Source organism: Novosphingobium kalidii, assembly GCF_040534015.1.
Taxonomy (GTDB): domain Bacteria; phylum Pseudomonadota; class Alphaproteobacteria; order Sphingomonadales; family Sphingomonadaceae; genus Novosphingobium; species Novosphingobium kalidii.
The window spans coordinates 332,208-358,076 of record NZ_JBEWLY010000013.1; the positions used below are offsets into that span (position 1 = coordinate 332,208).

General features: G+C 63.1%; 21 protein-coding genes. 6 read left to right on the top strand and 15 right to left on the bottom strand.

Translation table 11 applies throughout. The annotated features are described in order from the left end of the window. Positions 1–16 precede the first annotated feature (16 nt). Both ABVV53_RS08370 and ABVV53_RS08375 read right to left on the bottom strand, forming a co-directional pair. On the bottom strand, positions 17–1,264 hold the full coding sequence (locus ABVV53_RS08370) for a cytochrome P450 (RefSeq protein ID WP_353983929.1): 1,248 nt from the start codon (positions 1,262–1,264) through the stop codon (positions 17–19). Positions 1,265–1,287: 23 nt separating this feature from the next. Beyond that, on the bottom strand, positions 1,288–1,614 hold the full coding sequence (locus tag ABVV53_RS08375; protein ID WP_353983930.1) for a 2Fe-2S iron-sulfur cluster-binding protein: 327 nt from the start codon (positions 1,612–1,614) through the stop codon (positions 1,288–1,290). Between the two features lie 128 nt (positions 1,615–1,742). Between ABVV53_RS08375 and ABVV53_RS08380 the strand changes: the two genes are divergently transcribed. After that, a complete protein-coding gene (locus ABVV53_RS08380; protein ID WP_353983931.1) occupies positions 1,743–2,390 on the top strand; it encodes a TetR/AcrR family transcriptional regulator in 648 nt (215 codons plus the stop codon). 19 nt (positions 2,391–2,409) lie between these two features. On the opposite strand, the gene ABVV53_RS08385 is transcribed toward ABVV53_RS08380, so the two are convergent. The 7 genes from ABVV53_RS08385 to ABVV53_RS08415 form a co-directional block, all read right to left on the bottom strand. Next, positions 2,410–3,348 (bottom strand): 1-phosphofructokinase family hexose kinase, encoded by a 939-nt coding sequence (locus ABVV53_RS08385; protein ID WP_353983932.1) that lies wholly within the window; start codon positions 3,346–3,348, stop codon positions 2,410–2,412. 148 nt (positions 3,349–3,496) lie between these two features. Further along, positions 3,497–5,605, bottom strand: coding sequence for a putative bifunctional diguanylate cyclase/phosphodiesterase (locus ABVV53_RS08390; RefSeq protein WP_353983933.1), 2,109 nt, complete (start codon positions 5,603–5,605; stop codon positions 3,497–3,499). 65 nt (positions 5,606–5,670) lie between these two features. After that, on the bottom strand, positions 5,671–6,789 hold the full coding sequence (locus ABVV53_RS08395; protein WP_353983934.1) for an NAD(P)/FAD-dependent oxidoreductase: 1,119 nt from the start codon (positions 6,787–6,789) through the stop codon (positions 5,671–5,673). Then, positions 6,783–7,490 carry a methyltransferase domain-containing protein gene (locus ABVV53_RS08400; protein WP_353983935.1) on the bottom strand — a complete coding sequence of 236 codons (708 nt, stop codon included), beginning with the start codon at positions 7,488–7,490 and terminating at the stop codon, positions 6,783–6,785. The genes ABVV53_RS08395 and ABVV53_RS08400 overlap by 7 nt, the downstream gene beginning before the upstream one ends. A gap of 2 nt (positions 7,491–7,492) precedes the next feature. Further along, on the bottom strand, positions 7,493–8,602 hold the full coding sequence (locus tag ABVV53_RS08405) for a type III polyketide synthase (protein WP_353983936.1): 1,110 nt from the start codon (positions 8,600–8,602) through the stop codon (positions 7,493–7,495). 207 nt (positions 8,603–8,809) lie between these two features. Next, complete coding sequence (locus ABVV53_RS08410) at positions 8,810–8,986, bottom strand: hypothetical protein (protein WP_353984234.1); 177 nt, start codon at positions 8,984–8,986, stop codon at positions 8,810–8,812. Between the two features lie 87 nt (positions 8,987–9,073). Continuing rightward, positions 9,074–10,660, bottom strand: coding sequence for an isocitrate lyase (locus tag ABVV53_RS08415; RefSeq protein ID WP_353983937.1), 1,587 nt, complete (start codon positions 10,658–10,660; stop codon positions 9,074–9,076). A 139-nt stretch (positions 10,661–10,799) separates the two neighbouring features. On the opposite strand from ABVV53_RS08415, the gene ABVV53_RS08420 reads away from it, so the two are divergent. The 4 genes from ABVV53_RS08420 (at position 10,800) to ABVV53_RS08435 (ending at position 16,046) form a co-directional block, all read left to right on the top strand. Continuing rightward, positions 10,800–12,191 carry a helix-turn-helix domain-containing protein gene (locus ABVV53_RS08420; protein WP_353983938.1) on the top strand — a complete coding sequence of 464 codons (1,392 nt, stop codon included), beginning with the start codon at positions 10,800–10,802 and terminating at the stop codon, positions 12,189–12,191. Between the two features lie 173 nt (positions 12,192–12,364). Continuing rightward, on the top strand, positions 12,365–13,921 hold the full coding sequence (locus ABVV53_RS08425; RefSeq protein WP_353983939.1) for a class I adenylate-forming enzyme family protein: 1,557 nt from the start codon (positions 12,365–12,367) through the stop codon (positions 13,919–13,921). Positions 13,922–14,026: 105 nt separating this feature from the next. After that, on the top strand, positions 14,027–14,881 hold the full coding sequence (locus ABVV53_RS08430) for a helix-turn-helix domain-containing protein (RefSeq protein ID WP_353983940.1): 855 nt from the start codon (positions 14,027–14,029) through the stop codon (positions 14,879–14,881). Between the two features lie 115 nt (positions 14,882–14,996). Beyond that, positions 14,997–16,046, top strand: a complete 1,050-nt coding sequence (locus ABVV53_RS08435) for a phosphotransferase family protein (RefSeq protein ID WP_353983941.1) — start codon at positions 14,997–14,999, stop codon at positions 16,044–16,046. A 50-nt stretch (positions 16,047–16,096) separates the two neighbouring features. On the opposite strand, the gene ABVV53_RS08440 is transcribed toward ABVV53_RS08435, so the two are convergent. From ABVV53_RS08440 to ABVV53_RS08460, 5 genes are all read right to left on the bottom strand, one after another. Next, entirely contained in the window at positions 16,097–17,677 is a 1,581-nt protein-coding gene (locus ABVV53_RS08440) for an MFS transporter (RefSeq protein ID WP_353983942.1), read from the bottom strand. 50 nt (positions 17,678–17,727) lie between these two features. After that, positions 17,728–18,927 carry an amidohydrolase family protein gene (locus ABVV53_RS08445; RefSeq protein ID WP_353983943.1) on the bottom strand — a complete coding sequence of 400 codons (1,200 nt, stop codon included), beginning with the start codon at positions 18,925–18,927 and terminating at the stop codon, positions 17,728–17,730. Between the two features lie 97 nt (positions 18,928–19,024). After that, entirely contained in the window at positions 19,025–20,206 is a 1,182-nt protein-coding gene (locus ABVV53_RS08450; protein WP_353983944.1) for a thiolase family protein, read from the bottom strand. Further along, positions 20,203–20,640 (bottom strand): Zn-ribbon domain-containing OB-fold protein, encoded by a 438-nt coding sequence (locus tag ABVV53_RS08455; protein WP_353983945.1) that lies wholly within the window; start codon positions 20,638–20,640, stop codon positions 20,203–20,205. Before ABVV53_RS08455 ends, ABVV53_RS08450 begins: the two co-directional genes overlap by 4 nt. Continuing rightward, a complete protein-coding gene (locus ABVV53_RS08460; protein ID WP_353983946.1) occupies positions 20,640–21,857 on the bottom strand; it encodes a CaiB/BaiF CoA transferase family protein in 1,218 nt (405 codons plus the stop codon). Before ABVV53_RS08460 ends, ABVV53_RS08455 begins: the two co-directional genes overlap by 1 nt. A gap of 136 nt (positions 21,858–21,993) precedes the next feature. On the opposite strand from ABVV53_RS08460, the gene ABVV53_RS08465 reads away from it, so the two are divergent. Further along, positions 21,994–23,070, top strand: coding sequence for a phosphotransferase family protein (locus ABVV53_RS08465; protein ID WP_353983947.1), 1,077 nt, complete (start codon positions 21,994–21,996; stop codon positions 23,068–23,070). Between the two features lie 66 nt (positions 23,071–23,136). Here ABVV53_RS08465 and ABVV53_RS08470 read toward each other — a convergent pair whose 3' ends face one another. Further along, the gene (locus ABVV53_RS08470; protein WP_353983948.1) at positions 23,137–25,698 is read right to left on the bottom strand and encodes a TonB-dependent receptor; all 2,562 of its coding nucleotides are present in this window, start codon (positions 25,696–25,698) and stop codon (positions 23,137–23,139) included. Between the last annotated feature and the right edge of the window lie 171 nt (positions 25,699–25,869).

Below are 25,869 nucleotides of genomic sequence, written 5' to 3' on the forward strand. Positions count from 1 at the left end.
GGGCGACGCTGGCATGTTACCAGACGAGTGGCAGGTATTCCGGTCCGACCACGCCGCCGGGTCGGTATTCGATATCGGTGCCCGGCTTCACCGAGAAGTCCGGGATACGCTTGAGCCATTCCTGCAGCGCGATTTTGACTTCGAGCCGTGCGAGGTGCGCGCCCATGCAGCTGTGCACGCCGACGGTGAAGGCCAGGATCGTCTTGCGCGGGCGATCGAAGTCAACTTCCAGCGGGTTGGGGAACACGTCGGGATCGAAGTTGCAGGCCGGCAGAACGCAAGTGATGCGGTCGCCTGCCTTCATCTTTGCGCCACGCATCTCATAATCCTGCGCCAGGACGCGGCCCGAGAAGGTGACGGACCAGCGGCGCAGTAACTCTTCGACGATCTTGTCGATGTCTTCGGGACGCTCGATGATCTCGCGGCGCTTATCCGGATGCTCGGCAAGGTAGAGCCAGATGTTGTTCATGGTGGCAAACACCGTGTCGAGCCCGCCGATGAACAGGAAGCAGACGAAGCCGAAGATCTCCTTGTCGGATAGCGGCACGCCGTCGAACTCTGCATGGGCAATGCGGCTCACCACGCCGTCATCCGGGTTTGCCTTCTTCTCGGCGATCGCTTCCTTCAAGTAGGCGGTGATTTTCTGCATCGCGTTGCCCATGCTCGCGCGATCGTTGGAATGCAGAAGTTCCACCGCCCAAGAAACGAACGTGTCGCGCATGTCCTGCGGCAGGCCCATGATGTCGAGGAACACCGACACCGGCAGAGGACGGCCGTATGCCTCGGTGAACTCGCACTCGCCTTTGTCGATGACCTCGTCGATCAGGTCGTTCGCAAGCTTGCGGATCTTGTCTTCCAGCTGCAGCACGGCTTTGGGGCTGAACAGCGGGTCCACGATGTTGCGGTACTTGCGATGGTGCGGCGGATCGATTTCGATCGGGATGAAGTAGAAGTAGTCGTTCGGATCGCGCGGAAAGGGCGTGGCGCCTTCGTTTGAGAAGATCTCCGGGTGGCGCAGGACGAACAGCGCGTCCTCGTGCTTGATCGCGGTCCAGGTGTTGCCGAACGGAGATACGTCGTACCAGATCGGCGGGTAATCCTGATGCAGCTTCGCCATGAAGTCGTGCGGCGCCTTCAGAAACTCAGGACTGAAAGTGATGCCAGCCGAGCGGATCATGTCCTGCGGTATGTGATCGGGAATCTGGTCAGGCCCAGCGCGGCGGGGCAATGTGGGCGGGACGGGGTTGGCGGCGTCAATAGGCATGTCGTTCCTCTCCGATCCGGTCTTCAGTACTGGGTTTCAGGCGTGTGTACGACCAGGCCGTCGAGTGCCTCGGTCATGTCCACCTGGCAACTGAGCCGGCTGGTCGGCCGAACCTCGGCTCCGGCTGATTCGAGCAGTTCTTCCTCAGCCTGAGACGCAGGTGACCCGACCCTCTCGGTCCAATCCTCGTCGATGTAGCAGTGGCAGGTCGCGCACGAGAGACCGCCGCCACACTCGCCAACGATTTCCTCTATGCCGTTGTACAGCGCACCGCGCATGAGGTTTTCACCCACGGGTACATCGACCTCAGTCGCACGGCCGTCGTGCGCGACAAATGTGACTTTCGGCATCTTCTTCTCCCAGAGAACACTGTTCTCAACAGTAGACGCGAGGTGGAGGCAAGTCAACATGCTCGCTCTTCCCGATCGCTCGACTCACTGCTGGACCGAGCCAATGATCGCGCGTAGCTCTTATTCCCATGGCCACAATGACCACTCCTGAGACGAGTAGCTTCGGCAGCGAAGACAAGACTGAACGCACACAGGTGCTCATCCGCGCAGCAAACGACCTGCTGGATGAAGATGGCTTGGAAGGCCTCACTATACGAGCCGTGCTCATGCGCTCAGGGCTGGCCCGGCGTGCCTTCTACGAGCAGTTCAACGGCAAGGACGATCTGGTCCTGGCGGTGTTTGAACGCACGCTTAGCCTGGCGGCTGAACACTTCGCGGGGGAAGCGGAGAAGGCCGGCGACCCCGTGGAAGGGCTGCGCCGCATTGTGACCGGACTTGTTCTGGGGCAGCTTGGCTACAAAGGTGCGGAGAGGGGGCGCCGCAGCGCAGCGCTGAGCCGGGAGCATTTGCGCCTGGCGGAATCCCGGCCTCAGGATCTGCAAGTGGCAATCAGTCCTCTCATCGCGCTGATGGCAGAGGAAATTGCCAAAGGCGTGAAACGTGGCGCGCTACGCCCTTGCGACGCCCATTTGCAGGCCAACTTCGTTTATAACTTCGTGGCTGCGACGGTGCATGTCGAGCTGCTCGCGGAAGAAGGAGGGGCTCCGGATCGCAGCAAGCGTGACAAACTCGCGGATGCGATCTGGGAGTTTTGCCGCCGCGCTATAATCGCCTGACGCGCCGAGCGAACACTGGTCAAACGCGACAGCTGCAGATTTGCTCATAAAGCCGCTCGATATCGTCGCGGTTGGCAAGACCGGTCCCCGGCGATAGCACTGCGGCAGACCCAGCGGCCATTCCCATGCAGAACGCGTCAAGCTCGTTGCGGCCGTTCGCCAGCGCGTGAACCATCCCGGCGACAAAACTGTCGCCCGCCCCAACTGCACTCTTGGCTTCGATCTCAGGAGCCGGAAGGAAGTAGACTCCTTCAGCGCGCGCGAGCACCGCGCCAAGATGGCCCATCGTCACGGCGACAAGGCGCGCCTTGCCTGTCTCCACGAACCGCATGGCTTCAGCGCCGATCTCTTCTGCGCTCTCGAGCTCGCGCCCGACAAGCGCCGCCAGTTCTCCCTGGCTCGGCTTGACGAGCAGGAGGCCTCCCGCCTCCAGTCCAGCCATCAGCGCCTCGCCGGAGCTATCCAGCACGACAGGTGTGCCGTGGGCGGTGGCCAGCTTGGCTGCTCGCGCATAGAAGTCTGCCGGCACGCCATGCGGCAGGGACCCTGAGAGTACGAGTGCATCGAGAGGCAGGGCATCGGATAGTGCATCAAGGCAGGCCTGCCACTCCGCTTCCTCGATCAAAGGCCCGGAGGGCGTAAAGCGGTACTCCTTGCCCGTCTCGAGCTCATGCACTGCAGAGGCAATTCGCGTTGTGCCGGCGATCGGCACGCGGCAGCATCCAAGGTCGAACTCTGCCAGCAGCCGCTCGAGCGTTGCACCGGTTGCGCCTCCGGCCAGATAGAAGCTGTACGCTTCGCCGCCGAGCCGCTTGAACACGCGCGCCACATTTATGCCTCCGCCGCCGGGAGCGTATTGCTCGTTAGTGGTGCGCATCTTGTGCGTATGCTGCACGCGCGTGACATCGTAGGACACATCGATCGTCGGGTTCATCGTGAGCGTGGCGATACGGGGCATGCTTGGACAATTCCTGTCGTTGTGTTGCGATGCCTGCTCCGGAGGGCCGGTCAGAGCAGGAGGCTTCAGGAAACAACGGCGCACCAGGGCAGAGGCTGCAAGTGGACAGTGCTTCCGCCGTCCCTTGCCTCGCGCGGTGCGCTCGACGCTATGCCGATATCCGATGCTTTTCGCGGGAGTCGCCCGAGAAGTCGACCAGTTCACTACCGGGTGCAGCGCGGCCGAAAAGAAAGCCCTGGCCCTGCGTGCACCCTTCATCGCGCAAGTAGTTGCGCACAGTCTCGTCTTCTATGCCTTCGGCGGTGATCGTGACGCCGAGGCTTCGGCCAAGCCCGATCACGGCGCGAATGACGGCGCACGAGTTGTTCTCACGGGTCAAGTTCAAGATGAAGGACTTGTCGATCTTGATTTTGGTGAAGGGGTAATTCAGCAAATAGCTTAGCGACGAATAGCCAGTGCCAAAGTCGTCCAGCGAGATGCCAATTCCGAAGGCGCGCAAGTTGCGGATGATCGCTCCGGGGCGCGGTCCTTTCTCCATGAGTACGGCTTCGGTGATTTCCAATTCAAGCCGCTCGGCCGGCAAATTTGCGGCACTGAGCGCACCGATAACGGTACTGATCAGATTTCCATTGCGAAACTGCAGGGGTGAGACATTGACGGACAGCTTGATGTGCTCTGGCCAGTTCATAGCCTCTCGGCACGCGGCCTGGATCACGAACCGCCCTACCGCTTCGATGAGTCCGATTTCCTCGGCCAGCGGGATGAACACATCCGGCGAAATGGCGCCTCGCAGAGGATGGTACCAACGGAGCAAAGCTTCATAGCACTCCACTGCGCCGCTCTCGAGATTGACGAGTGGTTGATAGTGGATCTGCAACTCTCCGCGTTGAAGCGCTTGGCGGAAGTCGATTTCCAGTCTCGTCTTCTCCTGCGCCGCCGCGTCCATCTCGCGCTCAAAGCTGCGGCACGTGCCGCGCTTTTCGGCTTTGGCGGCGTAGAGCGCCAGGTCTGCGTAGCGCAGCAGCGTCTCGGGATCTTTGCTGTCATGGGAGGAAAACGCCAGGCCGACAGTGGCTCCAATATGAAGCACGTTGCCTTGAACGAGGAACGGCTGCGACAGAACGCTGATGATCGAGCGGGAAACGATTTCGGCCTGTGTGCGGCTGCTTTTGTGGAAAATGAGCGCGAACTCGTCTCCGCCGATGCGGCAGAGCAGCGAGTTTGCTGGAAGCAACTCTTGCATCCTGCGCGCCGCATCGGTCAGCAACGCGTCGCCATAGTGGTGCCCGTACGTATCGTTCACCGCCTTAAAGTGATCGAGGTCGATGAGAGCCAGCGTAACCGCCTCACCGGTGTTCGCGTCTTCCAGTAGGTGACGCAGGTGCTCGCGGCAGTGGGCCCGGTTGGCCAGACCGGTCAGTTCATCATGCTTGGCCATGTGAGCCATGCGCTGTTCGATGCGACGACGCGCGGTTATATCGAACACGGAGATGATTGTGGCCGCATACCCCTCGAGCTGCGACAGGCGAGTGGAAATAACGGCCTCGACGATTTGACCGTCCGCGCGGCGCATTGGCCAAACCTGATGGGGATCTGTGACGTCCAGCGCAAGCATTCGCTCGGCGCGCTGCCACTCGCTTTCCGCGAACAGCTTGCGAGCAGCGCAACCTTCCAATTCCTCCACGGTATAGCCGAAGTAATCGGCCGCAGCGGGGTTGGCAGCGCGGATAAAGCCATTCTCGATGTCGTGAACCAGCATCGGCACAGGGTTGCGTTCGAACAGCAGGCGGAAGGCTTCTTCGCTCTCACGTAGTTCGGTGATGTCGACGCGAACGCCGATCGTGCCTCCATCCGAGGTTCTGCGCTCGTCGATCAAGATGCGGCGTCCGTTCGCCAAGCGCTGCTCGTGCCGCGACGCCGGTGCGGCCATGCGAGCGAGGCGCTCCTGCAGCCATTCCTCCTCGCGACCGATAGCTTCGGGGTAGTCGCCGCGCTCTATGCCCACTCGCAGTGTGTCGGCGAAACGGACGCCGGGAGCGAGAAGGTCGGCAGAAACGGCATAGATTTCCGCGTACTGCTGATTCCAGAGGATATATCGCCCGTCCGCATCGAGGAAGACGATACCTTGAGGCAGAAGGTCTATCGCCTCGCGCAGCCGCTGTTCGGCGCGGGTTGCAGCCTGCATCGCATCTTCCAGCGATTGCATGGCTCCATAGTGTTCACCGTACAGACCAGCTCCATCCAACTCGAGTTCCATCTGAGCCCCCAATGGGAACAGCATCTAACATGTACCAGTTAATTTTCCGGGAAAGGAAGGCCCTTCTACGGCCGAGATGCATGCACTTCGGGGTAGAAAGGTAAACGCGTGGCACGCGCGCCGAGCGCTAATAGGCCCGGCCAGAGCCGAGCCGCGAGCAAACCGGCGCCGAGTGCGAAAGGGCGTTCCGAAAGCCGCTGCAAACGCATAGCACGGCGCACTTGTTTACTTGTCTGGGCGGAAAGGAGGCGTTGGAAATCGGCAGTCGGTGCGCCGCTTACCAGACAGTCCGCTGCAACATGCGCACTGCGCAAGGCCACCGCCATGCCATCTCCGCTCAAGGATGCAGTCATCGCGGCCTGGTCACCAAGCCGCCACACATGTGCCGGCTCGTCTGCCCGCGCGCGGTGGAGATAGCCGTAAGGAAGGTTGGCGATGGCCAATGGCTTGGCGAAGAGTGGCTCTGCATCCTCAAGCCGCTGTCCAAGCCTCTGCTCGCGTAGGAGTGAAGCGAGCAACCTTTCCCAATTATTGCCGAGTTCGGCGAAGTGGCTGCGTTTGACCACTAGGCACAAGTTCGCCTCACGCGCGGCAACCCTTTGCAGCCCCGCATAACCGTGCCCGAACAGCACCAGTTCGATGGCCGAGCCAATGGCATCGAGCGAGTGGCGTGGCAGCCGCCAGTGCATCTTGAAGCCGATGTAGCCGCCTCGCGTAGCTGGAGGGGTGCGCGCGTGGCCGCGCAGGTCATGCTTGCCGGTGGCGAGCAGGATGTGCTCAGCCGTCCGTTCCCCATCGGAAGCAGACACGTTCTGTCCGCAAAGACCGGTCACGCGCACCCCGCGCACGACCTCGGCTCCGGCTGTGGCCGCCTCCTCCAGCAGCGCTTCGTCGAGGACAGCACGGCTGAGGCCCCGGGCCACGAAAGGGAGCCCGGTTTCAACAGTGTGGCGCCCACGGTGCACGCGGACGCAGTCAATCGCCACGCCGCCCAGGCGGGCGGGATCGAGACCTAGGCGTTCGAGATCGCTGCAGGCCTCTACCGAGAGAAATTCGCCGCAGACCTTCTCGTGTGGGCCTGCCTCGCGCTCGAGCACTGTGACCGCTCGTCCCGCCTGAGCCAGACGGGTTGCCACGGCTCCGCCCGCCAGTCCGCCGCCGATGACCAAGATAGGCGTCACCATCGTTGCCGCTCCACGCAGTAGCGGAACGGGAAGCGCCAGCGAACCTTCGCCTCCTTGACGCCAGCTTGAGAGAGAAGCCGCTCCCAATCGGCCCGGCGGAAGCTGCGTGCAACCGAAAGCGGCCCATCGTGCCGGACAAATGGATGCCAGCGGGCCAGAGCGGCCACGGCGGTGAAGCCGTGCCAGGCAAGGGCGTGGCGATGCAGATCGTTGACGAACCAGCCGCGCTGGGCAGTGCTCTCCATCCAGGCAAGGAACCGCACGACTTCAGCATCATCCATGTGGTGAGTGACCAACGAACTGATCACCAGATCGGGCGCATCCTTTTCCGGCCAGGCGTAAGCATCGCCGGTGTGCCACTCAATCCCGAGATCGGCGTCGGTCGTTGCGCGCGCGACGGCCTCGCTGCGCCAGTTGAGGTCGATCCCTATCAGCCTGGCCTTGCGCCGCTTGCGCCGTAGCATTGTTGCAATGCTGCGCAGCATGTCGCCTGCACCGAAGCCTACGTCGAGGATGATCGGTCGCGCGTTTGGCCCCATGCCCCTGATGGCGCGCTTTACAAAGGCGAGTGTGGGACCTCGAGCGAGCGTCACGGTGTTGACTTGCGCCAGATCCGTGACGCACGCGGAGAAAGCTTCCAGCGTCACATCATCGCCGTCCATCAGTTCGGGAGCCATCGAACGCTGGCGCAAGTCAGGCATGATCAGAGCAAGCTGAAGCGGAATGTCTCGGCGGCGAGGCCGGGTCCGAACGCCATGGCAAGGCCCGGCCGCGCACCATCGCCTTCCTTGCGCGCCGCCATCATCCGCGCAAGCACGAACATCAAGGTCGCGGACGACATATTGCCGCATTCCCGCAGCACCGTGCGTGAGGGCTCCAGCGCATTTTCAGGCAGCTCCAGGCCACGCTCCACAGCGTCAAGGATCGACCGCCCGCCTGCATGCACGGCCCACAGGTCATAGTCCGCGCAGGATTGCCCGCGCAGTATGCCCGTGTCGTCATTGCGGCTGCGCTCGATCGCGAGTGCCTCCGAGATGCGGATCGGCACCTGCCCGTCGAGGTGCATGGCGAAGCCCTGATCGCCAATCCGCCACGTGATGAGGTCGTCCGAACCGGGTATGGCGGCGGCTCTGAAGTCGTTGAGGGCGATGCCCTTGGGCTCCGCGGTGACGAGGGCGGCTGTTGCCCCGTCGCTGAACAGCAGCATTGCCAGCAACTTGTCGACTTCCGTGGTTTCCTGAAGGTGCAATGTGCAAAGCTCCACGTTCACCACCAGCACGCGCGCTTCCGGAGTCGATCGCACCAGATGATGGGCGAGGCGCAATGCATTGACGGCGGCGTAGCAGCCCATGAAGCCGACCAGCGTGCGCTCGGCCGAAGGGTCTATGCCGGTCCGGCGGATCAGAATTTGGTCAAGGCCCGGAGCCACGAAGCCGGTGCAACTCGCGACCACGACATGAGTGATCCCTTGCCTTCCGATGTCGTCGTCCAATTGGTCGATCGCCTGAAGCGCGAGCTCCGGAGCCCAGCGCTCATAGAGCTCCATACGGCGTGCGGTGCTGGCGAACTTGCCCCGGGTGTAGATGCCTTCGCTGTCGCTGACGGCGCCTTCTTCGGAGACGAGCGCCTCCACGAAAGAGTAGCGGCTCTCGATGGCCGAGCGCTTTGCCATGCGCTCATACACCGCGCGTTCGCGCTTGCCTGGGAGCATGTGATCGATCAGGCCGCGAAAGGCCGCGTGAACATCGTTAGGCGGTAATGCCGTGCCGATCGCGTTTATGTGGGCCGTAACCGGCGCGGGAGGGGTCTGCATTGTCAGCACTCTGCCTGTTCCGCATCCATCACCGTCATGCGCGGATGCGAGGATACAAACGCCCGCGCCGCTTGTTTGCTGCAAGCGTGACCCTAAGGGCGAGACATGCAAAACGACCCGCCGTGCTGGTGCACGACGGGCCGCGGCTTTCCTCCCCAGGAAACTGTTTTGCTTGATGCCGAGCCAGCTCGCTCGGTCGCCTCTCGCTCAGCGTCGGATCGCGCTGCCGAGGCGGTGATAGAGATTGGAAAACTTGGACGAGATCGGATCGTCCTCGTGGGCCTTGAGATAGAACAGGACTGCTTCCTGCAGAAGCTTGAAGTCCTCGTTCGAAAGCACCGCGCGGGCACGGCTCGGTTCGGTCTGAGTGGCCATATCGGTCATAGCACGTTTCCTTTCTTTAACGCGCGGGAAGCACCGCGTGGTCCGTGGCGGGGCGGCGCCGGTATCGTTCGCCGCCCACCGTCGAGATCAGGCGGCGAACTGATTCATCGTGTTGTGAGCGCCGCCGGCCTTCAGCGCGGCTTCGCCTGCGAAGTATTCCTTGTGATCGTCGCCGATGTCCGATCCGGCCATGTTCTGGTGGCGGACGCAGGCGATGCCCTGGCGGATCTCCTGGCGCTGCACGCCCTTGACGTAGCCAAGCATGCCCGCTTCGCCGAAGTACTCCTTGGCCAGGTTGTCGGTCGACAGCGCGGCGGTGTGGTAAGTCGGCAGGGTGATGAGGTGGTGGAAGATGCCGGCTTCGCGCGCCGCGTCCTTCTGGAAGGTGCGGATGCGCTCGTCGGCTTCGTCGGCCAGCTCGGTGCCGTCGTAGTCCACGCTCATCAGCTTGGTACGATCATAAGCGGAGACGTCCTTGCCGGCCTCCTGCCACGTGTCGAACACCTGCTGGCGGAAGTTCAGCGTCCAATTGAACGACGGCGAATTGTTGTAGACCAGCTTCGCGTTGGGGATCACTTCGCGAATGCGGTTCACCATGCCGCCGATCTGGCCGATGTGGGGCTTCTCGGTCTCGATCCAGAGCAAGTCGGCTCCTTTCTGCAGCGATTCGATGCAGTCGAGCACGCAGCGGTCCTCGCCGGTGCCGGAACGGAACTGGTAGAGGTTCGAAGGCAGGCGCTTGGGCTTCATCAGCTTGCCGTTGCGGCTGATCAGCACTTCGCCGTGGCCGACGCTGGAGACTTCCTCGCAGTCGAGGAAGGCGTTGTACTGGTCGCCGATGTCACCCGCTTCACGGGTGAACGCGATCTGCTTGGTGAGGCCGGCGCCGAGCGAGTCCGTGCGGGCGACGATCAGGCCATCGTCGACGCCCATTTCCATGAACGCGTAGCGGATGGCGCGGATCTTGGCGATGAAGTCCTCGTGCGGGACAGTGACCTTGCCGTCCTGGTGGCCGCACTGCTTTTCGTCCGAGACCTGGTTCTCGATCTGCAGGCAGCAGGCGCCCGCTTCGATGAACTTCTTGGCGAGCAGGTAGGTCGCCTCGGCGTTGCCGAAGCCGGCGTCGATGTCGGCGATGATCGGAACGACGTGGGTCTCGTAGTTGTCGATGGCGTGCTCGAGGCGCTTGGCTTCCATCTCATCGCCAGCTTCGCGAGCCTTGTCGAGTTCGCGGAACAGGCCGCCGAGTTCGCGAGCATCGGCCTGCTTAAGGAAGGTGTAGAGCTCTTCGACCAGCGCGGGAACCGAGGTCTTCTCGTGCATCGACTGGTCGGGCAGGGGGCCGAACTCCGAGCGGAGCGCGGCGACCATCCAGCCCGAAAGGTAGAGGTAGCGGCCCTTGGTGGTGCCGAAGTGCTTCTTGATGCTGATCAGCTTCTGCTGACCGATGAAGCCGTGCCAGCAGCCCAGTGACTGGGTGTAATTGGCGGGATCGGTGTCATAAGCGGCCATGTCAGCGCGCATCACCTTGGCGGTGTACTTGGCGATGTCGAGGCCGGTGCGGAACCGGTTCTGCAGGCGCATGCGAGCCACCGATTCCGCTTCGATCCCGTTCCAGGTGGGTTCGGTGCCGATGGTCGCGCCGGCTTCGGCGATGGTCTGCTGGTAGGTCACGTCAGATCCTCAAGTTGATGAAGTGCGTGCTGGAGACCTATGCGACCGCTGATGGGGGTAGAACCGCCCACGGAGTCGGCGTGTCAAACTTTACAGAAGTTCCTTGTAAAGTTGTGGAGACATGACAAAGGTGTGTGTCATGGCAGGAACCCGCCCCCTTTACCTCGGTCCCCGTTTGCGCCGCCTCCGCCGCGAGCTGGGGCTGACACAGCAGACGATGGCCGATGATCTCGGCATCTCGCCTTCGTACATCGCGTTGCTGGAGCGCAACCAGCGCCCGGTCACGGCGGACTTGCTCTTGCGGCTGGCACGCACGTACCGGCTGGACGTGTCCGATCTCGCCAGCGAGGACGGGGAGAACTACGCCCGCCGGATTGCCGACGTGCTGCGCGATCCGATCTTCTCGGACATCGACTTGCCCTCGCTCGAGGTGTCGGATCTCGCCACCAGCTTTCCCGGCGTCTCGGAAGCGCTCTTGCGGCTGCACGGCGCATATACGCGAGAACAGCAGGCGCTTGCCGAACGGAGCGCTGGCGTGGGCGAGGCGGATGGGCAAGACCCCGTGGCCGAGGCTCAACGGTTTCTGGCCGCCCGCCGCAACTACATAGACTTGCTCGATCGTCGTGCAGAGGACCTTGCGGCGCAGATCGACACCGAAGGCGGCATGACGCGATACCTTGCCAAAAAAGGCGTGCGGGTGCGCTTCCTGCCGCCCGACGTGCTTGTCGATGCGCTGCGCCGGTTCGACCGCCACAACCAGCAACTGCTGATTGCCGACACGCTCCGGGCCGAAAGCCGCGCCTTCCAGTTGGCGCTGCACATCGCCTATTCCAGCTTGCGGACCGAGATCGGGCAAGTCCTGCGGGAGGAGGCCTTCACCAGCAAAACCGCCGAGACCCTGGTTCGGCGCGGGCTGGCCGCCTATGCCGCCGCTGCGCTGCTGATGCCGTACGACCGTTTCGCGCGGACCGTGGAATCCCGCCGCTACGATGTGGAGGCCATCGCGGGCGTGTTCGGCACCAGCTTCGAGCAAGTGGCCCACCGGCTGACGACTTTGCAGCGGCCGGGACATGAAGGCGTGCCGTTCTTCTTCCTGCGCGTCGACGAGGCCGGCAATGTGTCGAAGCGGCTGGATGGTGCCGGCTTTCCTTTCGCGGCGCATGGGGGGGGCTGTCCGCTGTGGACGGTGCACAAGGTGTTTCGCCGCCCCGGCGAAGTGACGACGCAGTGGCTTGAACTTCCCGACGGCCAGCGCTTCTTCTCGATCGCACGCACCGTCAGCGCTGGCGGCGGAAGCCATGGACGTGGGCGCACGCTGCGAGCGATCGCTCTTGGCTGTGCGGCAGAGGAAGCTCCTCGGCTTGTTTACGCGCAAGCGGAGGAGCAGCGCCCCCCGACGCCGATTGGCGTGACCTGCCGCTTGTGCCACCGTGCGGAATGCGAGGCGCGATCCGCGCCGCCCATCGGTCGGGAGATCCTCGCGGACGATTACCGCCGGCCATCTCAGCCGTATGCCTTTGCCGAGAGCTGAGCGGGCGTGAAGCCATTCTCAAATGCGATAAATTGTTTGCAATGGCGAATGGCGAGTCTACTCCTCGCGTCGAGCAGGTCAGCATAGCGCGCATCGCAAACATGCGAGCGGGCCCTTCGCGTGTCGAGGGCTTTGCAAGACGGCCGTCTGAAGAGACAGAGAGGATGGAACCCGTGAGCCAGGAGCCCGCCGTGTCGAGCGATCCCCGACAGGCCAAGACATTCCCGCAACTGGTGCGTGCTGCCGCTGCAGCCTATGGCGATGAGACCGCCATAGTGCTGCGTGAGGCGTCGATCCCGAACGAGTCGGCCACGTACGCTGAACTGGACGCGCGATCGGCGCTGATCGCTCGTGGATTGCTGGCGCTGGGAGTGGGCAAGGGAAGCCGCATTGGCTTCATCTGTGGCAATGGACCCCGTTTCGCGGTGTGGTTCGCCGCTGCCGCGCGGATCGGCGCCATCGCCATTCCGATCAGCACAATGATCCGCGCCAACGAACTGGTCCGGGTGTTGCGGCAGTCCGATGTGCATGGGCTTTATGTTCAGCGCGAGCTTCTGGGCAAGGACTACGTCGAGCGTCTCTGCGAGGCGCTGCCGGAACTTTCCGAAGGCACCGGGTCGGACTTGCGCATCGCGCGGGCGCCGTACTTGCGCTGGATCGTCTCGCACGGTGACAATCTGCCGCCGACGTTCCGCACCATGGATTTCATCGAGCAAGCCGCGCAAAGCGTTAGCGACGAGCTGCTGCGCGAAGTCGAAAGCGAAGTGCACACCACCGACCAGCTGGTGGAGATCTACACGTCCGGCTCCATGGCGCTGCCTAAGGGCGTGAAGCACAATCACGGTCCCGTGCTTTTCCGCAGCCACTACCTAGCGGACATGCTCGGGCCCCAGCGCGGCAAGGAATCGCAGGCGATGATGCCGATGTTTTGGATTGGCGGCATGATGATGTGGCTCGTGCCGAACTGGGAGGTGGGGGCGCCCACCATCTGCACGGAGCGGACGCTGAACAACAGCCGCATGGCGTTCGGCTCGGTTCTCTCCGACGATGATCTCGCGCTGATGTCGAAGGCGCCCAAGCCCTGGTGGGGCCTGGGGATGAGCGAAACGCTTGGGCCTTATTCCTACGGCGACGATTTCCGCGCGCCGGGACGCCCCGTCTGCGCGCCGATGGACCATATCGCGCCCGGCTACGAGGTGCGCATCGCCGATGAGGACGACCAGCCGCTGGGAAGCGGGCAAGTGGGCGAGATGCAGCTACGCGGCTATCCCGTTGCCAGCGGCCTGCACAAACTAGAGCGCGAGGGCTACTATACCGCCGACGGATACTTCAAGACCGGCGACTTGTGCGAGATCGAGGACCGTCCGCAGGGGCGGCGGATCCACTTCGTCGGCCGCAACGGCGATATGATCAAGACGATGGGCTCGAACGTCTCTCCAGCCGAAGTCGAAATGGAGATGCAGTCGCTCGATGGCGTCCATAACGCCTACGTTTTGGGGCTGCCGGATGAAGACAGGGGGCAGCTTCTGGTGGCCGCGGTCGTTCCGCGAGACGGGGTCGAACTCGACTTCGCCATGATTGAGGCAACGCTGCGCCAGCGGCTGTCCAGCTACAAGGTCCCTCGTGCCTACGTCGCGATCGCGCGTGAGAACGTGCCTCTTCTTGCCAGCAACAAGGTGGCCCGCCGAGAGCTTGCAGAGATGATCGCACAGGAGCTGGGCCGCCATTGAGCTGGCAGCCTTGCTCTGTAGCCGCCCGCCTGTGGGCAATGCCGAGGCGGTATTGACGCACCGAAAGCAACGACTTACCCCCGGTTCGAAATTGCGAAAGATTATATGTCGCGGTCTTCCCCAGGTGTGCGCCGCGTCGCCGCCATTCTGAACTTCATTGCCGATCATCCCGGACAGGCGTTCGCGCTGACTGACCTGGTGCGTGCGCTCAAGCTGAGCCGCGCGACGTGTCACGCCTTGCTGACCGGCCTTGTCGATGTGGGCTATCTCTACCGTACAGGCGACAAGACTTATGTGCTTGGGCCTGCTCTGGCCGCGATCGGTCACACGGCGGCCGAGCATTTCTCCCCGTTGCAGGTGGCTCAGCCCGAGATGCGCAGCATAGCGGATGAGTTCGACGTGGTTTGCGGCGCCTACTTCCTTGAAGGGGACATGATGCATCTGCGTGAGCGGGCGGCATCGGCCAACCACGTGGGCTATCCGGTGCCGCTTGGCATTCGAATGCCGCTCACCACCGTGCAGGCAATTGTGTTTTTCGCCAAAGCGCCGAAAGAGGCGATGTCCTGGCTGGACCGCAACATTCCCGCGGCAGACGAGGGAAGGCGCCAGCTCCTTGAGTCCGGCATGCAGTTCGTCTGCGAACACGGCTATCTCCCGCTGACACGCGCGGCCGGTATCGATCCGGTCTTTAGCAGCGCCTCCAGTACGCTGCGCAGCGCCACCGATGATCCGCCGGTAGCGCCCTTGCTTACGTTCGAGGATGAGGCGCGTTACCCCCTCGCGGCGATCATGGCCCCGATTTACGACGCAAGAGACAGAGTTTCGATCTCGCTGTTGATGGCAGGCTTCCGGGACGTTCAACAAGGGGGAGAGGTGCGAGCAGCCGGTGAGCGGCTGACCGCCGCCTGTCAGCGCGTCTCCGACTTTCTCTCCGGACGCTTGAGCGCCGAGGAAGACTGACGCACTTTCGCCCCGCTTTCCCGCGCTTGACCGCGCTGCGGCACACACGTATCCCATGCCCTAAGTCGAAAATAAATTCGACATAGCGAAAAACAATAGGTTGGGGAGTGCCACTATGTCCGACGTGATCGTTGCTCCGGAGACGCGGGACCTGGAAGATCTCTCGCGCGACCTTAAAGCCTGGCTGGAGAGCCGGATGTCGGAGGCGCGCGATCTCAGGCTTGAGAACCTCGCGTATCCCAGAGGCGCCGGGCAGTCGCACGAGACGATCCTGTTCGACGCCCATTGGCGCGAAAACGCCGAGAACCGCTCGCAGGGCTGCGTGCTGCGCATCAGGCCAGAGAAGTTCACGGTCTTCCCCGACAACCTCTTCGAAGAGCAGTACCGCATCATGAAGGCCCTGGCCGACGATGGCCGGGTGCGCGTGGCGCGGCCGCTCTGGCTGGAGCCGGACGCGGGCGTGCTGGGGAAGCCGTTCTTCATCATGGAAAAGAAGCAGGGCCGCGTGCCGGTCAGCATCCCTCCTTATGCCCGCAGTGGCTGGCTGGCGGAGGCCACACCTGAGCAGCGCAGGACGCTGTGGCGCAGTGCCGTCACCCAGTTGGCGCTGATCCAGAAGATTCCCCTCGACGGCCTGAAGTTTCTGGAAGGGCCGGACGGCGCTCGCCAAGGGCTGGCACAAGAATGGGACAAGTACCGTCGCTTCGTGGCGTGGCTGGAAGAAGTCGAACCGCAGCCGATCCTGCGCGCTGCTTTGGCGCGGCTGGAGGCAGATTGGCCCGAGTGTCAGTTGGAGGGGCTGGTCTGGGGCGACGCGCGCATCGGCAACATGATGTTCGACGATGCATTCGAAGTCGTGGCAGTCATGGACTGGGAGCAGCCCTCGCTCGGCGGCGCATTGCACGATCTCGCCTGGTTCTGCGTGCTGAGCGAGACCATGCACGGGCCGAACTCGGCATACGGAGCCCCGCTGGAAGGCATGGGCTCGCACGACGAGACGGTGATGCTGTGGGAGGAGGTCAGCGGTAAATGCGCGGCCGGGCTGGAGTGGTACGAGGATTTCGCCCAGTTCAAGATGACTTGCACTGGTGTGCGCCTGGGGCACTTGCGGGGCACCCCGATGATGGACGCACAGACGATGGCGAAGCGGCTGAAAGTCGCCTGATCTCCCCAGACCTGAGCGTCATGTGCGCTCAGGTCTGGGGAGCCGCGTCGTTATCCCTCTGCCGGTTCGCCTGCCGCACGGGCCATAGCGAGGCGACCCTCGGGAGTCTCATGCGGGAGCCGGCGCGAAGCGAGCCAGAGGAATACCAAGGCAATCGGCGCGAGCACGAGCAGGCTCAGCATCCCGGCGGTGAGCGATCCGGTGACGGCGCTCACCTTGCCAGCCCAGTAAGGGCCGGTGCCCGAAGCCACCACGATCGCGATCAGGGAGTAGCATGCCGCAGCGGAGCCCCGCATGCGCGGCAGGACGAGGTCCTGAACCAGCGCTGCGATTGCGCCGCTCCACATCGCGCCGACCAGGCTGACCGCCGCGTAAGCCGCTAAGAACACAGTGATGTCGGTCGCGAGCAGCATGATCGGCACCGTGACCAGCGAGCCGCAGATTGAAATCGCCGCCAAGCCGAGCGGCGCGCGTGCGTCCCGCTGCTTCCAGGCGTCTGCCAGCCACCCGCCGCTGATTACCCCTAGGATCGCGCCAAGCGTGTGGATGATGCCAAGGCTCGCGCCCAATTCGCTGGCGTCCATGGCGTATGTCCGCATGGCGAAAGGTGCGGCCCAAACGTTGACCGCGCCGCCGACGCAGGCGATCAAGGCCGTGGCGGTCATGGCATAGACGAAAGTGCGGTCGCCAAAGGTAAGCGCGAACAGCGGCCGATCGCGAAGGGCCTGAATCTGGCCCCAGGTTACAACGACATACGTTCCCACGCCAAAAGCGATCCACTGCGCATAGTCGCCGGTAAGGGTGACGAGGAGCGCGGCTGCGACCGCCACGATGGCAAGCGCGCGCACATTGCGGCCAAGCGCGGGGCGTCCGCCTTCCCGCATTACGGTCCACAGAGTGAAGGGCGGCAGAGCTGCCGAGAACTCGCGGATGATGATACTGCTGGAGCCTGTCGCCACCGGCTTGGCCCGCGCCGGCTCACGAATGGTAAGCAGCAGGAGCGCAAGAGGAATGCCGGGCAAGCCCACGCAGATCAGCGCCGCCTTCCAAGCCGCCAGATCGCATGCGCCCGCGATCGGTATCGCGGTGCACATCGACGTCGACCAATGCTCGAGGAAATAGCCGCCCACGGCCATGGCCAGCGCGCCTCCCAGGAACGTGCCTGCGAGGTAGACGCCGAGCGCAAGCGCGCGATTTCGAGGAGGGAACACGTCCGACAGCAGCGAGTGCGAGCACGGGTTCGCCGCAGCCTCGCCCACGCCCACGCCGATGCGGGCCGCCGCAAGCCCGGCGAAGCTGGTTGCCGCGCCGCCGAGCGCGGTCATGACGGACCACAAGGTCAAGCCGAACGCCATCACCTTCTTGCGGCTGAGCCGGTCGGCGATGCCGCCCATCGCGATGCCGACGATGGAGTAGAAGATCGCGAACGCGGTTCCGAGCAAAAAGCCGAGTTGCGCGTCGTCCAGCCTCAGGTCGGCCTTGATGGCCTCTGCCAGGATCGAGACGATGTAGCGATCCAGATAGTTGAGCAAGTTCGCCGCAGCGAGCAGCAGCAGCGTGAAAATAGCTGTGCCACCTATGCGTGATGAGCCGGCGCCACTGCGCGCCGGGATGTCCGAAATTGTCGCCACGCCGTCTCCCTCGGCTATATTCTTATTTTTCTATCGTGTCGTTCCCGGCCTCAGGAGAGGCCGAGCAGATTCCGTGCATTGTTATTGATGATATCCTTGATCTCGTCGTCAGGCACGCCGGCGAAGTCACGCAGGATGATCTCGCGCGATTTCGGGAAAGTCGTTTCCGAGTGCGGATAGTCCGATGACCACATGATGTTCTTGCCACCCGGCAAGTTGCGAGTGAGAATGCCGGTGCGGTCCTGAATGAACGAGCCGAACACGTTCGTGTCCATGTAGTAGCTCGGCGGGTTCTTGATCGGGCACTCCGTCCAGAAGCGCTGCTTCTCCCAGGTGCGGTCGTTGTATTCGGCGAACCAGGCGAACCAGCCCACGCCGCTTTCCATCGAGCCGATGCGAAGATCGGGGAAGCGGTCGAAGATGGCGTTGTAGATGAAGATGCCGATCGGCTCTGCCATGGCCAGCTTGCTCATCGGCATGTCCGCCAGGAAGTACTCCTTTTGGCCGAAGCGCGGCACGCGAGCGCCCAGGTGGAAGGTGATGATGACGTTATGGTCGCACACCGTCTTCCACAGCTTGTCGAACGCCGGGTCCGAGTACTGCAGCGCGCCCTTCGGGTCTCCGGTCAGGGCCGAGACTTGTCCTTCTTTCAGGTTCTTGATGCCGGAAGAGGTCTCCCAGGCATTCTTGTTCTGCGGGAATGCGGGAAGGTTGATGGCGCGGAAGCCCTTCTTGGCCAGGCGCGCCACATGCTCGCACGTCTCGTCAATGTCGCGCATGGGCACGTAACCGACGGGGAACAGGCGGTCGGGCGCGGCGGAGCAGAAGTCCAGCACCCAGTTCTGATAAGCCTCGTAGCTCGCCATGTAGAGTTCGTTGTCGGTGGTGCCTAGTGGGCCGCCGCCGAACAGGAGCGCGGCATCCATACCGTCCGCATCCATGTCGGCCAGGCGTTGCGCGGGCTCCCACACCTTGCGCTGATCCGCCAGGCGGCCCTGCATCTTGAAGTTCTTGCCCTCGCGCCCCGCCTGGTTGTTGATCATCATGAACGGGCGACGATTGCCCTCAAACACGATGAAGTCGCCTTCCTCGGCGTGCTCGATATACGGCGCGCGATCTTTCAGGTGCGAGGGAAGATAGCTCTTCCACATGTCGTGCGGCGGATCGATGTGAGCGTCCGCATCGAAGATGGGGCCCAGGGTCCATTCGCTTGCGCCAGCACCCTTGATGGCCGGATCTGCTTCACTCATCTCCCCAACTCCATCTTTTTATGTAATTCTAAATAGTGAATTTAGTATCGCAGTTCTGAATGATTTAGTCAAGGAGATCGGCTCAGGAGCGACGCGGCTAGTCGCGGTGCAGGATCATTGCGCCGTAACCGTAGCCCCCATTCGAAACGATGCAGGTGCGGGCATCCTGGACCTGCCGACCTTCGCCGCGGCCCCAGAGTTGGACTGTCGCCTCGTGGATGTGCCCATAGCCGTGGAAGCGTCCGGCGGAGAGTTGTCCGCCGCCGGTATTGAGCGGCAGGTCGCCGTTGAGAGCGATCCTCGATCCGCCCTCCACAAAGCGGCAGGCCTCGCCCCGAGGAACCAGTCCGAGCGCTTCCATCCACATCCAGACGTGGATCGAGAACCCGTCATAGATCTGTGCGCAGTCCATGTCGGCTGGCTTCAGATCGGTGCGCGACCAGAGCATCTCGCCCGCCTTGTCTGCCGCAAGATGGGTGAAATCCCCTTCGAACTTGCCGACCCACAAGCCGCCGATGGACATCCCGATGGATTCGAACTGCAGAGGCGGGTTCCTGAGATCCTTAGCCGCATCAAGGCTGGAGACGACGATCGCTGTCGACCCATCGATGTGCGAATCGCAGTCGTAGAGCCGCAGTGGCGAGGAGATCACCCGGCTGGCGAGGTAATCGTCGAGGCTCAGCGGCTTGCGATAGACCGCATTGGGGTTGTGCATCGCGTTGGCGCGATTGTTGACCGCGATGGCGCCGAGTTGCTCTTCATTGGCGCCGTACTTCTCGAAGTAAGCTTGGGCGTAGAGCGCGAAGGTGTTGATCGGAGAGAGCGCGTTGAACGGAACGGTCCAGGCGTTGTTGCCGTCCACGCGATTGCGGCTGCCCGCCATCAGCGTCGAGGTGCGGGACTGGAGGCGCGCCTGCGCCTGCGCGACCGAGCGGAACACGATCACATGGCGGGCGAAGCCGCAGGCGATGGCGTTGATGGCGTTGAAGATCGGCGCCATGTGGCTGAACCCCTCGGCCGAGGCGAGAATCCACCTGGGGTCGATACCCAGAACGGCCGCGGCTTCCGAAGGGCTGACCGGCGCGATGCCGCCCCCTTCAGAGGACTTGCCGGGGTACGTGGCGATGCCGTCGATGTCGCAGGGCTTGAGCCCGGCATCGGCGATCGCTTCGAGGCAGGCGTCGGCGGTGAGCTGCAACGCACTGCGGGTTGAGGGGCGCCCGACTTCCGACTGGCCCGCGCCAGTGATGGCGCACAGCTTCTCAGGATAGGCCGTCATGCCGGCGCGCTCGGGCGGAACATCGGCAGCCAGACGTCCTCGTGCTGCTCGAACGCGACTTCGACGGCCATGCCGATATGCACGGTTTCGACCGGCGCGAGGACGTTGGTGAAGACGTAGAGTTCCGCCTGCTCTTCAAGCTCCACGACGCCGAAGATGAAGGGCACTTCCAGTCCCGGCGCCCAGCGCTCGCGATTGATCGTGTAGCTGGCGACGCGGCCTTTGCCCGAGACCGGCTGCGGCGCTACGTCCTCGCTGCCGCACCGGGCGCAGCGGGGCAGGGGCGGGTGCTGCCAGGTGCTGCACGGCGTACAGCGCTGGATGAGCATCCGCCCCTGCGCGCCCGCGGTCCAGTAGAACGCGCTATCCGGTTCCAGCAGCGGCAGCTTTCGCGGCGGGGGCGCTGTGTTGGTCTCCTTGGCCGCATCGCTCATCAGAAGACGACCCCCTGGACCTTGAGATCGATGATGGCGTCTTCGTCATACCCCAGCCCTGCGAGGATCGCGTCGCTGTCGGCGCCTAGCTCGGGCGATCGCTTGGAGGGCAGGGCCTGCTTGCCGAACAGCATGGGGACGCTCACCATCGGGATCGTCGAGCCGTCGCCGTAATCGACTTGTTTGAGATAGCCGTTCGCCTGGACCTGCACGTCGTCCTTCATTTCGCCGACGTTCTGCACGACATCCCACTGACCCTCCTGTCGCGCGAGGATATCCTTCCATTCGGCCAGGGTGCGGCTGGCGAACATGGCCTTCACTTCGGCATAGCAGGCGTCGAGGTTTTCACGGCGCGCTTTTGCGTCGATGAAGCGCGGATCGCTGGCAAGGTCCTCGCGTCCGGCGGCCAGCATCAGCGGCCCCCAGTATTTGTCCGCTTGCAACATGCACAGCGCAAGGAACCGCCCGTCAGAGGTGCGGTAATTGCTGACGAGCACGTTGTTCGGCTTGTCGGCAGGGGGCTTGGGGAAGCGATCGATGCCGTCGGCGGTGGCCTGGCAGATGTAACGCTGCATCGACCACATCGCCGTGCCGAGCAGGGAGACATCGACTTCGCTCGCCTCGCCGGTCAGTGCGCGCTTGGCGATCGCGGCGCAGATGCCGCCTGCCAGCATCGAGCCTGATAGCGTGTCGCCAAAGGCCGGTCCCGGAGGGCCCACGGGATGCGGCGCGTCGGGATCGGTCAGCGAGGAGGAAATGCCGCCGCGAGCCCAGAAGGTGATGGCGTCGTACCCGCCCTTTTCCATTTCCGGGCCGGCTGGGCCGACGCCGCTGCCGCTGGCGTAGATGATGCTGGGGAAGCGGCTGCGGATCGAGTCCGCGTCGATCTCCATGGCGCGGCGCGCGCGAGGAAGCAGGTTAGTGAGGAAGACATCCGCGTCTTCCAGCAACTTCCACAGCACCTCACGTCCGGTTGCCTGCTTGAGGTCGAGAGTGATGGAGCGCTTGCCGCGGTTGTAGCTCTCCCACGAGTAGTCGATGCGGCGGCCGGAGCCTGTGTCCGTGTTGCCGATCTGCAGCCCACGCAAGGGGTCGCCGGCGGGCGGCTCGATCTTGATGACGTCAGCGCCCATGTCCGCCAGCATGCCACCGCAAGCAGGCACGAAGGCCCACATGGCGACTTCGACGACTTTGATGCCTTCCAGCGGTCTGCCCATGCCTCTTCTCGTCCCTCGTCCAAATCGGGCGCTCGCAATGGCGCTTCTTTGTCGTGTAGAATTCTATATGGCGAAGCATGGAACGAAATAGCGAATTGGGTCAAGCGCTCTTGCGAGCGAAACGAGAGGGAGAAACATGCCAGGCACGACCATGCGCCACCGTCCAACACAGCCACAGGTCGCCGTCCCCAGGACGCTGGAGGAAGCGCTCGATCCCGGCTGGTTGAGCGCGGCGCTGGCGGAAGTCTCAGGCGGGCAGGCCGTCACATCGGTGGAGCAGGTTGAGGTCATTCGCACCGTGGCCACCAAGGTGCGGTTCGCCGTGACGTTCTCCGGGTCGGACGCGAGGCACGGCTTCTGCCTCAAGGGACTGCTGGACGTCGACGAGATGACCGCGCGCGGAGGGCCGACCTGCGTGCTGGAAGCGGACTTCTACTGCAAGGTCGCGCCCACCGTCCCGGATATGCGTGTGCCCGAGTGCGTGGCGGCCGTGATCGACCGCGAAGGGCAACAGTCCGTCATCATCATGCGTGACCTGATCGTCGACGGTGCGCGGTTCTGCTCGGCGCTGGAGCCGTTCACGGCTGACGATGCGCTGCTTAGCCTTACGCAGCTGTCGAAGCTGCACGCCAACAGCGCGTTTCTGGATGGTGCCGACTGGATCCAGCCGCGTGCGGCGCAGCTTGCGCAGATGACCTACGTCACGCCAGAGATGCTGCAGGAACTGCTGAACGGCCCCCGCGGCGATAATTTGCCTCCCGAGGTGCGTAGCGCCGCGCGGCTCGGCACGGCGATGAAGGCACTCGCCGCGCGCGACAGCGAGCGGCGGCAGTTCATGATCCACGGGGACGCCCACGCCGGCAACATCTTCCGCACCGCCGAGGGCGCGGGCGTGATCGACTGGCAGCTGCTCCAGCGCGGTGGCTGGGCGCTCGACGTCGCTTATCACTTGAACGCCGTGCTGCCGACCGAAGTGGCCGAACATGAGGAGCGGCGCTTGCTGCGCGAGTACCTGTCGCTGATGCGGGGGCATGGGCTGGACATGCCCGAAGACGAAGCGGCCTGGGCGGAATATCGGGAAGCGCCGATCTATGGCTTTTATCTCTGGTCCATCACGCGCCGGGTCGCGCCGGATATCACGGTCCAGTTCACCGATCGCCTCGGCAAGGCGGTGATGAGACACGAAAGCCACGCCCTGTTGGGCGTGGCCTGAGGTCGGCTCGGTGGCCGGTGTTTCGGCCCGCACGGTTTATCTGTGCGGGCCTTTATTCAATGCAGCTTAGCGGCCGAAGTTGTAGCGAACGCGCACACCGTAGATCCGCGGTGGACCATAGGCGAAGTCGCGGATGCCATAGCTTTGGAAACCGCCGCCAGTCGTGACGCGGTAGCGCTCGTCGGTGATGTTGGTCGCGAAGCCGACCACGTCGATGCCGCTGCCGCCAACGTTGTTCCAAGTGGCGTTGAGATTCAGCAAGCTGAACTGCGGAACCGAAATGTTGCCATCCACGATCTGCGAGGATTGGTGCGTGAAGATTGCGCCCAACGTGACCTCACCAAGGCTTTCGTTCACCGGGATTGAGAGGTCCCCCGAAACGGCGACACGGTGCTTGGGCGAGTAGGTGAGCGGGCTACCGACAGAGCCACGCGGGATGATTCGTTCGAACGGGCTGTCGGGACTGAGTGTCGGGGTGACCAGTTCTTTGATCTCCGTGTCGAGATAGGTGTAGTTGACGCCGAGCCGCAGAAGTTCAAACGCGGTGATGCCGGTGTCGACCTCGACACCCTTGATGACCGACTTGCCCGCGTTGATCAGCGCCGCACCACCTGACAGGCCACTGCTCTGCTTGGCTACCAGCTCGCCGAAGATCTGCTGGTCGGAGAAGTCGTTATAAAATGCCGCTGCGTTGAAGTACCCCGGCACTGCGCCGCGGAACGTGAGCTTGGCGCCGATTTCGAACGACTCCACCTTTTCCGGCCCAACGACTTCCAGGCCGGGATTGGTGAAGTTCACCGCACCCTGACGATAGCCGCGCGCGTACTTGGCATATAGCAGCGTATCCGGCGTTGGCTTGAAGTCCACGTCGATCAGCCAGGTCGGCCGACTCGTTTTCGCGGTAATCTCCGTACGGCAAGCGCTGACGTCGCCACCATTGGTCAGCAGATTGACGGTGTTGTCAGGAGTGGCGTTCGGCGCACCGGGGCCTGGGTGGTTGAGGTTGTCGTTACAGACGCGATTCACCAGTCGCGTGCCGCCCAGGGCAGGGCTGGTGAAGTACGTGTAGCGGTTGCCTTCTCCAACGCCACTGATCTTGTCGAAGGTCCAGCGCCCGCCCAATGTCAGCGCAAGTCGCTCTGTGAAGTTGTAGGTGCCCTGCGCGAAAATGCCGTGGTTGTCGAAGCTATATTGTGTCCGGGATTCAGAGATGATTGCCGCTGGGAACGGTGTCGTCGTGCTGACCGGTATACCACCCACGCAATCAAGAGTGCCCGGATCGACGCAGTTACCGTAAATGCCGGTGCGCTGCTGGTTCCAACCGAGCGGCCGGCTGAACTCCAGGTATCCGCCGACCACATAGTTGAAGGAGCCATCGCCCGAGCGGCCCTGCAGTTGCAGTTCCTCGGTCGTGGTCGAGCCCGCCGCCGCATCGTAGCCAGGCTGCGTGCCCAGGCGGATGTTGGTGAACCGCGAGCCCGGTGCTGGCCCACCACGAGCCTGGTAGAACCGGGTTACCGGGGTGTCGGGCACGAAGAAGTTGTCACTGTAGAGCGTGAATGCCGCCTTCTCGCGATACTCGCCATAGCTCGCCGTGTTCTTGATCGTTAGCGTGTCGCTGACTTGCCACGTGGTGGTGTTGATCACCTGCCAGATATCGATCTTGATACCCGGATTGGGATTGCTGACCTCGACGTCGAGGGGGCCGTCGCCACGAGCGGCCTGCCGGTCGATCTGGTCACAAGCGGCCAACGAGCTGTAGTAGCGGCTGATGGGGAAAGCTGAGCCGGTCGCCGGATTGATCGTCCGCGGATCGCCTGGGTTCCGATCGCATCCCTCGTACCGGGTGGCGTAGCCATTCGTGCTGGAGTGGCTGTAGGTGGCGACCGTGTAGTTTTCAATATCGGGCGTGAGATTGCCGATGATGCTGATGCGGCCGTACGTGTAATCGACGTCGTTATAGTCGTCAGGTCCGACACCGGACCGATTGCGCATGAAGCCGTCCCGCTTGTTGCGGTCAAGCGCCAGACGAACCTTGAAGGTTTCCGCCAGCGGAATGTTGAGCGCAGCCTGGACGCGCTTCTGGTCATAGTTGCCGTAAGTCCCCTCAACATAGCCTTCGAGGTAGTCGGTCGGCCTCTGCGGGACGAGCAGGACGGCGCCGCCAGTGGTGTTGCGTCCGAACAGCGTTCCTTGTGGCCCCTTCAGGACCTGGACGTTCTGCAGGTCGGTGAATGAGCCCGCGCCGACGTTGCTGCCGCTGGCCGTGCCGCCTTGCGCGCGCACGCCGACCACGTCAGCGAAATAGACGCCCACGGTGGGAGCTGCTGCCGCGTCCTGGTTAAAGCCACGGATGGCGAAGGTCGCCTTCTCCGGACCGTAACGCGTGTTTACGGAAAGCGATGGGGTATAGACAGCCAGATCCGAGGCAACGGCGATGTTGCGCTTCTGGAGCTGATCCTGATTGAACACCGTGATGGAGATGGGAACGTCCTGCAGACGTTCCTCAGTGCGGCGGGCAGTCACCACGATGTCGCCGCCGTCCTGCGCCACGGCCGGCATGCTTACGGCCACGCTGCTCATGGCGACGCCTGCGCCCAGTAAAGACTTCCAAGCCCTGTTAGTCATCTATCTTTCCTCCCAAGCATTCTCTCGCGGACGCAGTGCGTCATTCGGTTGCGACCGATTCTTGTCTTATTGTTTTTGTGAAGTACTGCCCCTGCGAAAAGCGCAATTCTGGGCAGTTAAAATACCCGGCCTCTCCCTGTTTTCGCGAGCCGCTTTTCGTGGCTTCGTCTC